12 protein-coding genes, 1 tRNA gene and 2 pseudogenes are annotated in these 11815 nt (G+C 66.1%); 7 read left to right on the top strand and 8 right to left on the bottom strand.

Annotated elements, in window-relative coordinates:
* Positions 1-288, top strand: a pseudogene (locus Q319_RS28220) (IS1-like element ISBeg1 family transposase); the annotation flags it as partial.
* Positions 289-420: 132 nt separating this feature from the next.
* On the opposite strand, the gene rpsO reads toward Q319_RS28220, so the two are convergent.
* On the bottom strand, positions 421-696 hold the full coding sequence (gene rpsO / locus Q319_RS0108695) for a 30S ribosomal protein S15 (protein ID WP_029481888.1): 276 nt from the start codon (positions 694-696) through the stop codon (positions 421-423).
* A 181-nt stretch (positions 697-877) separates the two neighbouring features.
* Between rpsO and Q319_RS0108690 the strand changes: the two genes are divergently transcribed.
* Positions 878-961: transfer RNA gene (locus tag Q319_RS0108690), tRNA-Leu, on the top strand.
* 91 nt (positions 962-1052) lie between these two features.
* Here Q319_RS0108690 and Q319_RS0108685 read toward each other — a convergent pair.
* The 4 genes from Q319_RS0108685 to Q319_RS0108670 all read right to left on the bottom strand — a co-directional run bounded on the left by Q319_RS0108685 (position 1053) and on the right by Q319_RS0108670 (position 4613).
* On the bottom strand, positions 1053-2399 hold the full coding sequence (locus Q319_RS0108685) for an RNA-guided endonuclease InsQ/TnpB family protein (protein ID WP_156039241.1): 1347 nt from the start codon (positions 2397-2399) through the stop codon (positions 1053-1055).
* A gap of 104 nt (positions 2400-2503) precedes the next feature.
* On the bottom strand, positions 2504-3052 hold the full coding sequence (locus Q319_RS0108680; RefSeq protein WP_245619059.1) for a GNAT family N-acetyltransferase: 549 nt from the start codon (positions 3050-3052) through the stop codon (positions 2504-2506).
* The gene (locus Q319_RS0108675; RefSeq protein ID WP_029481885.1) at positions 3039-3959 is read right to left on the bottom strand and encodes a carbon-nitrogen hydrolase family protein; all 921 of its coding nucleotides are present in this window, start codon (positions 3957-3959) and stop codon (positions 3039-3041) included. The genes Q319_RS0108680 and Q319_RS0108675 overlap by 14 nt, the downstream gene beginning before the upstream one ends.
* Positions 3960-4142: 183 nt before the next feature.
* A complete protein-coding gene (locus Q319_RS0108670) occupies positions 4143-4613 on the bottom strand; it encodes a hypothetical protein (RefSeq protein ID WP_029481884.1) in 471 nt (156 codons plus the stop codon).
* A 112-nt stretch (positions 4614-4725) separates the two neighbouring features.
* Between Q319_RS0108670 and Q319_RS0108665 the strand changes: the two genes are divergently transcribed.
* From Q319_RS0108665 to argB, 4 genes and pseudogenes are all read left to right on the top strand, one after another.
* On the top strand, positions 4726-5328 hold the full coding sequence (locus Q319_RS0108665) for a 5-formyltetrahydrofolate cyclo-ligase (protein ID WP_029481883.1): 603 nt from the start codon (positions 4726-4728) through the stop codon (positions 5326-5328).
* Between the two features lie 54 nt (positions 5329-5382).
* Positions 5383-6000 carry a DinB family protein gene (locus tag Q319_RS0108660; protein WP_029481881.1) on the top strand — a complete coding sequence of 206 codons (618 nt, stop codon included), beginning with the start codon at positions 5383-5385 and terminating at the stop codon, positions 5998-6000.
* Between the two features lie 252 nt (positions 6001-6252).
* Positions 6253-7332 (top strand): annotated as a pseudogene (locus Q319_RS0108655) (PilT/PilU family type 4a pilus ATPase); the annotation flags it as partial.
* Between the two features lie 77 nt (positions 7333-7409).
* The gene (argB, locus tag Q319_RS0108650; protein ID WP_029481877.1) at positions 7410-8159 is read left to right on the top strand and encodes an acetylglutamate kinase; all 750 of its coding nucleotides are present in this window, start codon (positions 7410-7412) and stop codon (positions 8157-8159) included.
* A gap of 162 nt (positions 8160-8321) precedes the next feature.
* Here the strand turns inward: argB and Q319_RS0108645 are convergent, their stop codons facing one another.
* Genes Q319_RS0108645 through purE form a run of 3 tightly spaced genes read right to left on the bottom strand, consistent with a single transcriptional unit; the run spans position 8322 to position 10488 of the window.
* Positions 8322-8879, bottom strand: coding sequence for a GNAT family N-acetyltransferase (locus tag Q319_RS0108645; RefSeq protein ID WP_029481875.1), 558 nt, complete (start codon positions 8877-8879; stop codon positions 8322-8324).
* Positions 8876-9994: a 5-(carboxyamino)imidazole ribonucleotide synthase gene (purK, locus tag Q319_RS0108640; RefSeq protein ID WP_029481873.1), complete on the bottom strand. Its 1119-nt coding sequence runs from the start codon at positions 9992-9994 to the stop codon at positions 8876-8878. The genes Q319_RS0108645 and purK overlap by 4 nt, the downstream gene beginning before the upstream one ends.
* Entirely contained in the window at positions 9991-10488 is a 498-nt protein-coding gene (gene purE / locus Q319_RS0108635; protein WP_029481871.1) for a 5-(carboxyamino)imidazole ribonucleotide mutase, read from the bottom strand. Before purE ends, purK begins: the two co-directional genes overlap by 4 nt.
* Positions 10489-10535: 47 nt before the next feature.
* On the opposite strand from purE, the gene Q319_RS0108630 reads away from it, so the two are divergent.
* On the top strand, positions 10536-11801 hold the full coding sequence (locus Q319_RS0108630; protein ID WP_081845952.1) for a glutamate ligase domain-containing protein: 1266 nt from the start codon (positions 10536-10538) through the stop codon (positions 11799-11801).
* Positions 11802-11815 lie beyond the last annotated feature (14 nt).

The raw sequence follows: 11815 nt of genomic DNA, 5'->3' as shown, positions 1-11815 counted from the left end.
ACGATCAATACAGCGTTTGTCGAGCGTCTGAATGCAACCCTACGAACGTGGCTCCCAGCACTGACACGACGCTCCCGGCATGCCGGGAGCGATCAGGAGCGACTGGAACGCCATTTCTTTCTGGTTTTGGTGGCCTACAACTTCATCCGTCCCCATCGCTCCCTTCGGCTGCGGGGAGATCGTCGCTGGACCGAGCGAACGCCAGGAATGGCGGCGGGCCTGACGGATCATCCCTGGACGATGGAAGAACTCCTCTTATTTCGGTTGCCGCCTCCTCAAGCCGCTTGACCACGACTCCACGCCGTTCTGTGGTCCTACCGAGAAGCGGGCCACCGACAAAAATACGCTTCAGCTCAAAGTCCAGGCCACAAAAAACCGCCACCCCATCTTCCGGGCGGCGGCTTTTGCAGTTGCTGGACTTTAGCGGACGATGCGCTGGCCACGGCGAATCTTGAGCTGATCCGTCAGGGCGATGTACTCGTCGTAGCTGGTGCGCTCCAGGTACTTCAGCAGGCGGCGGCGCTGGCCGTTCATGAGCTGAAGGCCGCGCTGGCCGTGCTTGTCCTTCTTGTTCTCGGCCAGGTGTGCGCCCAGATTGTTAATGCGGGCGCTCAGCAGCGCCACCTGGACGGCGGTGCTGCCGGTGTCTTTGTCGCTCTTGGCGTGGGCCTGGATGGTGGCTTTCTTGTCGATCATGGGTGTTGCCTCTCTTATTTGAAGTCCCGCGCGCAGCAGCTCCGGCAAAATCCGGCTTCACTCTTCGGAAGTCGGGCCGAACCGCTCGCGGCGGCAAACGTAAAGGTACCACAGCCCAAGTGGTCACGTCTTGACATGGGCCGGGGTCGCCCCTAAGATTGCTTTGCCTCGCTTGATCTGCGCTCGGGTGGCGGAATTGGTAGACGCGCACGCTTGAGGTGCGTGTAGCTTAGCTGTGTGGGTTCAAGTCCCATCCCGAGCACCAACGTTTTCAAGGGTCAGCGCCGGATTCTCTCTGAGGGTCCGGCGCTGGCCTTTGCGCTTTGACACTCCCCATGCCTGAAGGCAGGGGATTCTTAAGGTCTTGTCGACCCTTCCATGCCCTGAGGATTACTCCTCTGAGCGTGTAACACCCGGTAGCGTCTGCCACGGGTGACCGGTGCCATCCCGGCTATTACGGGAGTCCACGGCAGCGTGGGGGTTCGGCCGTAGGCCGAACCCTTGCCTGCCAGGGATTCCAGATACCTTGCCCTGATATTCACCGCTCCCACGCCGTCTCGATCCATGTGGTGCGTTCCACACGGCGAAACAAAGGTTCGGCCCTTCGGCTTTTTCCGGCCTCCGGTCCACGGGCACGTCTGAGAGGTAAACGATTCATCGACCACCTTGACGCTGAGGCCAAACTTTGTCGCCTGGAGTTTCAGTTCGGCCAGAAACTGGCCAAATGCCCACAAATGCAGCTTCTGGTTGGCTTTCTTTCCGAAGTCGATGCTGTCACGAATGTTGGAAAGGTCACCAACCGCGACCGTCTGCACCCGTCTTTCATGGAGGGTGGAGACGATAGTTCTGGCCTGCTTGCGCAGTTGATCTTTGTTCTGCCGTTTGATGCGCGCGCGCATCAAACGCCGGGCCCGCTGAAGTCGTTTGAGCCGCTTCGAACTGCGCGTTCCGGCCTTTGTCAGCTTCCTCTTGTTGCTGATCCGTACGTCGAGCTTCGCCTGCTGCTTGTTCGCGTAGTGATTCCTTGCCCGGATCAGCCGGCCGGAGTGCAGCTCAACCTCCTCGCCGTCGTACACAGCGGCGATGCGGAGCTCACCGATGTCCAGGCCAGCAACCTTTTCCCCGATGGCGACCTGAACCCCCCGGGTGTCCGGGTACATCGCCCGCAGCTCGTAGCCCCCCGACTCCCGCCAGCCGATCTCGACAGCAACAGGCAGCTCGAAGGTCCAGGGAATGACCACCGGCCGCTTCTTATCCCCGGTGGACAGCAGAAGCTGTCCATCCCGCACCCGAACCGCAGTGCTCTTGAAGGTGACCTTGAAGTACTTTTTGAGTCGGCGGGGAAACCGCGCAGCCGGATCGTGCTTTTTCCGGGTGCGGGCAGAGTCCATCGCCGCGACGAAATGATCGACCACCGCGTCGCAGGTGTGAGAGTGCAGCAGACCCTCCGCATCCTTCGGGAACCACTTCTGAAGCGTCCCCGAAGAAAGGAACACCGCTTTGCGGCGGGGATCACGCGGACCGCCTTTCTTGCTGCGTCCCGCTGAACGGCGCAGGGTCCGCCAGAATGCCGTGACCACCGCCGAGTACAACGCTCCACTTGCCAGAGAAAGCTCATCCAGACGGGGCTTTAAACGGCCAGGCAAGGTGAGCTTGCGGACGAAATATCGCCGCTTCTCGTTCTTGCTCTGACGGAATAACACATCAAGATTATGGCTTCAGCAACGATGAAAAGCAAGCGAGTCGCGTAGCGACTCGGCTTCACTGACCCCATGTCTAAAGCCAGGGGCTTGCGTGAAGCATCAGGTCAGGCTATGGCCCCGCCCAGCAGCAGGGACAGGTGATGCTCGATCAGCGCGCGGCCTCCGTCATCCTGCACGGCGTCGGGCTGCGTGCCCCAGACCCAGAACCCGTGGCGCTCGTACAGGCGGCGCGCGGCGGTCTGCCTTTCGGTGACGGACAGGTGGACCGAGGTCACGCCGTCCCAGGCTCGTGCGTGGGCCAGCCCTGCCCGCATCAGCGCGTCCGCGCAACCCTGACCCCGTGCCTGCGGTGAGACGGACACGCCGAAGATGTTGGCCCGGTGTTTCAACCTGGGCCGTTCCTCGCGTCCCAGGCTCAGCAGACCCACCAGTTCGCTGCCCACAAATTCGCTGCCCACAAACGCGCCGAAAGTCACGAACGCTGGGCGCGGCGCGAGTTGCGTGGCGATGGATTCCAGCGTCCTGGCCTCAAACTCGGCAGCCGTGGTGATAAAGGCGTCCGGGTCACTGTGGAGGGCGGCCCGCCTCACCTCTCGGTAGATCGCGGCGTCCTCGGCGGTCAGCCGCCGGACCATCATTTCAGAGGACAACACCCACCCCCAGATTCATGGCCTCGGCAGTGGTGGCCCGCTCTCCAGCCGCCGTCCGGTCCCGCCAGTTCAGCACGTGGCCGTCCGCACGGACGTGGCGGGTCAGGGCCAGATCGAGGTCATGGATCAGCCAGCCCGGCGTGTTCCAGCCGCCCTCAGCCACGATGCCGTCCTCGGGCAGGCCATTGTCGGCGGGGGCGTAGATGGCGGCGCGGCCCACGGCGTCCTCTAGGGCGTAGGACCACGGGGCGTCGGCGATCAGCGGGGCGTGGACGGCGTAGCACTGGCCCTCCAGGGCGCGGGCCATGCTGCCCACCCGCACGCGGGTAAATCCGGCGCGGTTGCCCGTGAAGGACGGCACCAACAGCAATTCCGCACCGCCCTCGGCCATCCTGCGGGCCAGGTCAGGAAATTCGCTGTCGTAGCAGATGGCGACGCCAAAGCGCAGGGTCTCGCCGCCCCGCAGGTCCAGCGCGAAGACGCGCACCCCCTCGCCAGGGGAAATCTGCCATTCCTCAGCCTCGAAACGGGTCATCAGCAGCTTGTCCTGCCAGGTGTGGCTGCCGTCCGGCGCGAAGACGTGGGCGCGGTTGGTGAAGCTGTTGCCGTTTTGAACTGGAAAGCTGCCCGCCACGATGCACACGCCGTGCTGCCGGGCCAGCCGGGCGTGCAGGCCCAGGAAACCGGGCAGCAGATCCTGAAGCGCGGGCCGCATTCCCAGCATGTCGTGGTGCAGGGCGGCGGGAAGCAGGGCCACCAGTTCCAGTGCCGCGTATTCGGGAAAGACCAGCAACTCCGCGCCCGCGTCCGCCGCCTCGGCCACCCAGCCGCCGATTTTCGCCCCGTAGGCCGCCCAGTCAGGCAGGAAGTCCACCCCGTAGGCCGCCGCCGCCACCCGCACCACTGTCATGGGCAGAGTCTAGAGCAGTTCTCCAAATGGAGTCACCGGAAGTCTTTTGTTCCGGTGACTCCATTCTCCATCCTGCTCGGTAAAAGTCACCCGCTTCGCTCGGTCATGAAAAGACCATTTTTATGACAACTGCTCTAACCGGGGTGAAGCGGGTTGACCCGCCTGTCCCAGACAACACGACCCTCAGTGGACGCTGTCCCATTCATCGATAAAGCCGTCCAGCAGCTCATCCAGATCGTCTGCGGCCAGATCAGCCCCTCTGCCCACCTCAATGGTGCCGAAGAAGGAATCGCGCCAGATGGTGACATCGGTATAGGGGCCGTCCGTGTTCAGCCAGGCTTCCAGGGCGGCCTCAAAGGCCGTCCCCGCCTTGGTGGTGGTGAAGGTGAAGTACAGGTTGAGCTGCGTCTTGCCCGTGACGCTGTTTTCGAGCTTGCAGTCGGTGGCAACCTTGATCCCGGCCCCGTCCAGGGCGTCTCCCATGCGCCCCAGCAATTCATCCAGCACGGCCTCGTTGGCCTCGCCCTGTTCCTTAAAATCCCCGGAGACGCAGACCGTCTTGAAGGCTTTCAGGTTCGCGGCCTGATGGTCGGCCAGCGCCCCCCCAGAGACGGCGAGATAAAGTACGGCAGCGAGCAGCAGCGGTCTTTTCATGGAAGCCTCCAGCGGCAATCGGGATCCGGTCTACCTCTCAATTTACGCTCAAATGACCCTGGGCGTATCCCCCGTCAGGGGCAGTGAGGTTGCAGCGAGGTTACCCTGAAGGGTGGAAAGTTCCGTCACCCCTGGCGCGTACCGCGAACAGCTCTGGACCGCGCTGATGCGGGCGCGGGCCTGCGCCTACCCGCTGCCGCCGCACGGCCACCACCCCAACTTCACGCGGGCGCGGCAGGCGGGCCGCCACCTGCTGGCCCATCCGCAGGTGTCGGGCCTGCACACCCTGATCGTCGGCCCGGAACGGGTGCTGGCTCCGCTCAGGAAGCTGGCGCTGGAAGCGGGAGTCACGCTGTACGTGCCCCACCAGAAGAAGCCAGCCCAGCACGGGCAGGTCTGGTACTGGCGGCTGACAGACCCGGCGGGCGCACGCCTGAGCGCCATGCCGGGGGTGGGCGAGCCGGTGCTGTACGTGCCGGGCAAACACCCGCTGGAAGGCGCGCAGGCCGCCGTGATCGCCAGCGTGGCGGTGGGCGGGGACGGCGCGCGGCTGGGCAAGGGCTTCGGCTGGGCGGCGCGTGGCCTGGGCCTGGGCCTGCCCGAATTGACCCTGGCCCACCCGCTGATGCTGAGTTCCGTGCTGCCCTGCGCTGCCGACTCGCGCGTGGTCCTGATCGGCACGCCGGACGGGGTGCTGGAGCCTTCAAACCTTTAGGCTTTCAGACCTCCTGACGGGAACCTCCCTGGCCCTGGCCCCGTACACTGCACCATGACCAAGTCGAGCAGCAACAAGACCCTCGTTCCGGCGCTGATCACGGTGGCCGGGGTGGGGCTGGCCGCCGGGGCCGCGTATCTGGCCCGCCAGCGCAAGGGAGAAGTCAAGGAATTCGTGGTGTCGCGCGTGCTGGAAGCCCCCGCCGGGCGCAGCAGCTACACCGATCTGGGCCAGGGCCTGGAACGCGGCGGCATCGCGCTGGCCGGACGCGCCGCGCGGGCCGCCGACACCCCGGCCAACCGCGAGGTGCTGTCTCACATCATCGGCATCGAGCGCTGGGGCCAGAACCGCCTGCGGATGGCGCTGGGGCAGCGGCTGCACGAATCCGACAGTTACCATGCCTACCGCCCCGCGCAGGACGTGACGCTGGGCGAACTGCGAAGCCTGCTGTCCCAGACCCGCTCCGGCACCGTCGATCTGGCACGGCAACTGCACGCCAACCCGCCGGAGGACGGCGCAACCGTGAACCACAACGGCCTGGGACCGCTGACGGCCAAGGCGTGGCTGCGTTACTTGACCCAGCACGCGGACCTGGAAAGCCGCAGGCTGCGCGGCGAGAAGGACACGGCCCGCCCGCAGGACGAGGTCATGCCGGAAGCCGCTCCGTCCTGAAACTTCTGATCTTGGGGCGGCAGAACCGCGTGTTGGAGGCGAGAAGTCGCTCTGACACGCAGTTCTTTTGGTCTTGCCCTGGGCTGCCACGTTTTGCACAGACGGCGTAAAAGCATTGGAATTGCTGTCCAGTGCGGTTCAAGTTGACGACTCCTCGGCCCGTCTGTCGCCCTGAAGGCAGGATCTGCCCGCCCAGCCACGCAGAAAACTGTAAGACCCCGGCCACTACTCTGAGAATCAGATGATGGTGTCCAGATGAGTGTTCTCAATTCCATACTGACGGCCATCGTGAAAGACCGGGCCAGCGACATTCATCTGCGTGCGGGCAGTGCCCCGGCAGGACGGGTCAACGGCCTGATCAAACGCTACGGCGAGGGCCGCCTGACCCCCGAACATGTCGCCGATTTCGCCCGCGAGATGATGCCGGGGACCATGTGGGAACAGTTTCAGGACCGCCGCGAGGCCGATTTCGCCTACGGGATTGCCGGGCTGGCCCGTTTCCGGGTCAACGCCTACTACCAGCGCGGCACGGTGGGCCTGATCATGCGCGTGATCGAGGACAAGGCCATTCCCACATTCGAGCAACTGGGACTGCCGCAGGGTACCTTCAAGGAACTGACGCAGCACGAGCGTGGTCTGGTGCTGGTGACTGGCCCCACCGGATCGGGCAAGACCACGACGCTGGCGAGCATGATCGATTACATCAACACCCATCAGCCGGTCAACATCGTGACCCTGGAAGACCCCATCGAGGTGCTGCACCGGGACCGTGCGGCCATGATCAGCCAGCGCGAACTGGGTATGGACACCCTGAGTTTCTCGGCGGGCCTGCGCGCCAGCATGCGTCAGGACCCCGACGTGATCCTGATCGGCGAAATGCGCGACAAGGAAACGGTGGAGGCGGCCCTGAGCGCTGCGCAGACCGGGCATCTGGTCTTCAGCACGCTGCACACCCAGGACGCCGTTCGCACGGTCAACCGCATCATCGACTTCTTCGCGCCGCACGAGCGCCTCCAGGTGCGCCATAGCCTCTCGGAGAGCGTGGTGGGCATCGTCAGTCAGCGTCTGTTGCCGCGCCAGGGCGGGGGCCGGGTGCTGGGCATGGAAATCCTGCTGGGCACGCCCACCGTCCGCGAGTGCATCAAGGACCCCGAACGCACCGAGGAAATCAAGCAGGCGCTGCTGGAAGGCGGCGCACGCGGTATGCAGACCTTCGATCAGCACCTTGCCTCGCTGGTGCAGGGCGGCCACATGACCACCGAGGACGCGATGGCCTCGGCCACCAGTCCACACGAGCTGAAGATTCTGCTGATGCAGCATCAGTACGCGTAGGGAGGCTGACGGGAATCGTCAAACCGTTTGAACAGGAGATTCAGACGGGTTTGACACCCCTCCCCTAAACTGCTCCCATGATCATCAAGTACGGCGGCAACGCCATGAAAAACCCCCAACTGCGCCGGGCGGTGGCCGCCGAGATCGCGGCCCTGCGCGCTGAACACCTGCCCGTGGTGGTTCACGGCGGCGGTCCTTTTATCGAGCGGGAACTGAGTGTGCGCGGCCTGACCAGCACCTTCAAAGACGGGCTGCGCGTCACGCCCCCCGAACTGATGGACGTGGTGGAAATGGCGCTGTGTGCGCTGAACAAGCGTCTGAGTCAGGAGGTGGGGCAGGCGGTGGGCCTGATGGGCCGCGACAGCGAATTGTTGCGCGCCGAAATTCTCGATCCCGAGTTGGGCCGGGTGGGGCGCGTGACGGGGGTGAATGCCGATCTCCTGCGAACCCTGCTGGGTGCTGGAATCACCCCGGTGCTGGGCTGCGTCGCCGTGGGACCGGACGGCGAGGCCCTGAACATCAACGCGGACACGGCAGCCGGGGCGGTGGCCGGGGCACTGGGCCAGGGCATCGTCTTCCTGACTGATGTGAACGGCGTCTACCGCGCCTATCCCGATCCTGCCAGTCTGGCCCCGCACCTGACCCGTGCTGAGGTCGAGGCGGGCGTGGCGGCAGGCTGGATCGCCGGGGGCATGATTCCCAAGGTCCGTGCCGCGCTGGATGCCCTGGAACGCGGCGCACCGTTCGCCACCATCGCCAGCGGGATGACGGCGGGGGTGCTGGCAGCGGCGGTACGGGGCGAGGCGGGCACGCGCATCACACCCTGATACCGATTGGGCAGGCGCTAGCGCAGGTTTCCGAATTACGTCGCCGGAAAAAAGGACTTCCGGCGACTCCATTCTCTGCTCCGCAGCTTTGCAAGTCCATCCTGCTCGACAAAAGTCTCTCGCTCCGCTCGGTCATAAAAATGGTCTTTTTATGACACTGCTTTAGCGCACCACGCTGAAAATCAGGGTGTCGCGCAGCCTGCCCGGCTCGTTCGCCGCCACCGCGTCGTTTCTGAGGGTGGCGTCCAGGGTGTATTCCAGCGTGCGGGGAATGCGGGCGCTGCGTTCGTTGGCGCTGTCGCAACGGATCTCGATGCGGCGCAGCCCCAGCGTCTTCAGGCCGAAGGTGGTGAGCGCCCCGGCCACCTCCTGCGCGTAGCCCAGGCCGGTGTGGGCGCTAGAAATCCAGTAGCCGATCTCGCCCTTCGGCACGCGCCAGTTCAGGGCGTGAAAGCCGCTGCTGCCGATCAGTTCCGTTCCTGCCGCATTCCAGACCAGCAGGCGCAGTTCCTCGCGGGTGGCGTAGCGCTCAGCGGCCCCGCGCAGATTCTCGGCAGTCTCAGCCAGATCAGCCGGGTCCTGCGCCCAGACCATCCACTTCTGGAGTTCGGGCAGCGAGACCTGAACTGCCGCGTGGAGCGCCGCCGCGTCCTCTGGCCGGGGAGCGCGCAGCAACAGCCGGGGCGTGCGGAGTTCGCTGGGAACGTGCGGGGCCGTCATGGAATCAGCGCCTCCAGTTGTGCCAGCCGCTCCCGCAGGGTCGCCTCGTCTGCGGCCACGAGGTTGACATGCCCCAGCTTGCGCCCCGCCCGCCACGCCTTGTGGTACAGATGCAGCCGCGTGCCGGGCAGCGCGTCGATGCCCGCCCAGTCCGGCCCCAGACTCTGCCCATCTGGTCCCTCTATCCCGATGATGTTGACCATCGCGCAGGGGTGCAGGGGCCGCCAGTCGGCCAACGGCAGCCCCAGCACGGCGCGCACCTGCGCCTCAAACTGGCTGACGCCGCCGCCGTCCTGGGTCAGGTGGCCGCTGTTGTGGACGCGCGGGGCCACCTCGTTGACCAGCAGTTCGCTGCCGGGGAGCTGAAAGAATTCCAGCGTCATCAAGCCTTCCAGTGCCCACGCCCCCGCCACCCGCCCGGCGATCTCGCGGGCCTGGGCCTCGTGCGGGTCACCCTCCAGAAACAGGCTGGTCCGCAGAATGCCGTCTCTGTGGACATTCTGGGTCAGGGGTCCGAAGGCCAGCGCACCGTCCGGGCCACGCGCCACCGCGAGACTGACCTCGCGCCCGAATTGCACCAATCCTTCCAGCACGCAGGGAACGCGCCCCAGTTCGTCCCAGGCAACACGCAAGCCTGCCGTATCCAATACGCGCGCCTGCCCCTTGCCGTCGTAGCCCAGTTCGGAGGTCTTGAGGATGGCCTGCCCGCCGACCCGCTCCAGCGCGCCGTCCAGATCGGTCCCGGTCTCGATGACCACGAACGGTGCAGTCCGCGCCCCCGCCTCCTGGAGCGCCTCTTTCTCGCGGGCGCGGTGCTTGCTGCGCTCCAGCAGCCCCCGACCCGGACGCACGGGCACGCGGCCTTCCAGCGCCGTCAACGCCTCAACCGGCACGTTCTCAAATTCCAGCGTCACGGCGTCGCACCCGGCCAGCGCGTCCAGCCCTGCCGCGTCGGTGTACGGCGCGTGCAGGTGCGTGGCGCACAGCCGCGCGGGGGCCAGCGCGTCCGGCTCCAGCACGGTCACGCGCACGCCCAGTGGCAGGGCGGCCAGCGCCAGCATCTGCGCCAGTTGCCCACCGCCCAGAATGCCCAGATGCGGGGAGTCGGCGCTCATTCCGCGCCTGCTTCGGGGTGGCCTTCAAAAAAAGGATCGTCCAGCACGGCCTGCGTCTGCTGCTGGCGGAAGGTGTTCAACCGGTCCCGAACTTCTTCATCCGTGGTGGCGAGGATGGCGGCGGCGAACAGCGCGGCATTTTTTGCCCCCGCCGTCCCGATGGCGAAGGTGGCGACGGGCACGCCCCCCGGCATCTGCACGATGCTCAGCAGACTGTCGTTGCCGCTCAGGGCGCGGGACTGCACTGGAACGCCCAGCACCGGCACGCGCGTGAAGGCTGCCAGCATTCCTGGCAGATGCGCCGCCCCGCCCGCCCCGGCGATGATGCAGCTCAGATTCAAGCGTTCGGCCCGCGCCGCGTAACTGGGCAGCAGGTCCGGCGTGCGGTGGGCCGACAGCACCCGGACCTCGTAGGGAATCTGGAGTTGGGCCAGAATCTCAAGCGTTCCCTCCATCGTGGGAAAATCGCTGCGGCTGCCCATCACCACACCCACGCGGGGCGACGGTGTTTGACTTGGGGACGGTGCCTGCCTCGGGAACGATGTCTGGCTCACGCCCCGCATGCTACCCGGACGCGCTGGCCTGTGCGTCCGGGCCGGTGCGCTACTTTGGGCCTGTGACCCGGCTGCCCGACACTGCTTTCCCCGGTACTGCTCTGCCCGATTATGGCTGGCTATTCTCGCGCACCCGCTCTGGCCGCGCGCGGGGGCCGGGGGGCGCACGGGCGCTTCTGGACGCGCTCAGGTCACCCGACACCCGCTTTCAGTCCATCCGCGTGATCGGCACCAACGGCAAGGGCAGCACCTGCGCCATGCTGGAAGCGGGCCTCCTGGCCGCTGGGCTGCGCGTGGGCCGCTTCACCAGCCCGCATCTGCACGCCTACGAGGAACGCATCCGCGTGAACGGCGTCAACCTGAGTCCGGCACGCACACGCAGCTTTATCGAGTGGGCCAGAATCCATGCCCCGGACGCCGCCTTCTTCGATCTGACCCTGGCGCTGGCCTGTCGGGTCTTTGCCGAGGACGGGATAGAGGTGGCTGTGATGGAAGCGGGCGTGGGCGGCAGGAGCGACGCCACCCAGACGCTGGGCAATGTGGTGGCGGTTGCGCTGACCAACGCGGACCTTGATCATACGGGGGTGCTGGGAGCCACCGTGGCCCAGATCGCCCGTGACAAGGCGGGGGCGGCCCTCCCTGGCGTTCCTTTGCTGACCACCGCGACTGGCGAGGCGCTGACCGTGGCGCGGGAGGTGGCGGGCGAGATCGGCGCACCGCTGCTGACCCCCCGGACCCATTCTGAACTCTTTGCCCTGCCCCACGCGCCCTGGCTGGAAGGCGCGCATCAGCATCTCAACGCGGCCCTGGCCGCCGCCACCCTGCGGACGCTGGGTCACGGCGGCGGTGTGGCGGCGGCGCTGAACGCCCGGCATTCCGTGCGCCTGGAACGCCTGAGCGTGGACGGCAAAACCGTGCTGCTGGACGGCGCACACAACCCACACGCCACCCGCGCCCTGGCCCTGGCCGTGCCCCATGCCGACGTGCTGCTGTTCGGCAATCTGGCCCGCAAGGACACCCCGGCCACGCTTGCGCCGTTGCTGCCGCTGACGGGGGTGCGGGTCTTCACGGCCACGGGCGATCTGGCCACGCCACCGCAGGAACTGGCTGCCCGTTTTGGCGGCGTGGCCCTGCCTGATCCCGCCGAGGCGCTGGCCCACGCGCTGGCGCTGACCCCGGTGGGCGGCACGTTGCTGGTGGCGGGCAGCCTGTATCTGGCGGCGGACGTGCAGGCGCGGCTTGACAGAGGCTGAGAACTTGCTATACT

Origin of the sequence: Deinococcus marmoris DSM 12784 (assembly GCF_000701405.1) — a bacterium.
GTDB classification, from domain to species: Bacteria; Deinococcota; Deinococci; order Deinococcales; family Deinococcaceae; genus Deinococcus; species Deinococcus marmoris.
Note: the sequence above shows the minus strand (reverse complement) of the source record. Positions and strands in the feature narration are given on the sequence as shown.

Excerpts from the sequence above, each read along its gene's own strand:
- argB (WP_029481877.1), top strand. The coding sequence starts at position 7,410 with ATGATCATCAAGTACGGCGGCAACGCCATGAAAAACCCCCAACTGCGC.
- Q319_RS0108660 (WP_029481881.1), top strand. The coding sequence starts at position 5,383 with ATGACCAAGTCGAGCAGCAACAAGACCCTCGTTCCGGCGCTGATCACG.
- Q319_RS0108670 (WP_029481884.1), bottom strand. The coding sequence starts at position 4,613 with ATGAAAAGACCGCTGCTGCTCGCTGCCGTACTTTATCTCGCCGTCTCT.
- purK (WP_029481873.1), bottom strand. The coding sequence starts at position 9,994 with ATGAGCGCCGACTCCCCGCATCTGGGCATTCTGGGCGGTGGGCAACTG.
- Q319_RS0108645 (WP_029481875.1), bottom strand. The coding sequence starts at position 8,879 with ATGACGGCCCCGCACGTTCCCAGCGAACTCCGCACGCCCCGGCTGTTG.
- Q319_RS0108630 (WP_081845952.1), top strand. The coding sequence starts at position 10,536 with ATGTCTGGCTCACGCCCCGCATGCTACCCGGACGCGCTGGCCTGTGCG.
- Q319_RS0108675 (WP_029481885.1), bottom strand. The coding sequence starts at position 3,959 with ATGACAGTGGTGCGGGTGGCGGCGGCGGCCTACGGGGTGGACTTCCTG.
- rpsO (WP_029481888.1), bottom strand. The coding sequence starts at position 696 with ATGATCGACAAGAAAGCCACCATCCAGGCCCACGCCAAGAGCGACAAA.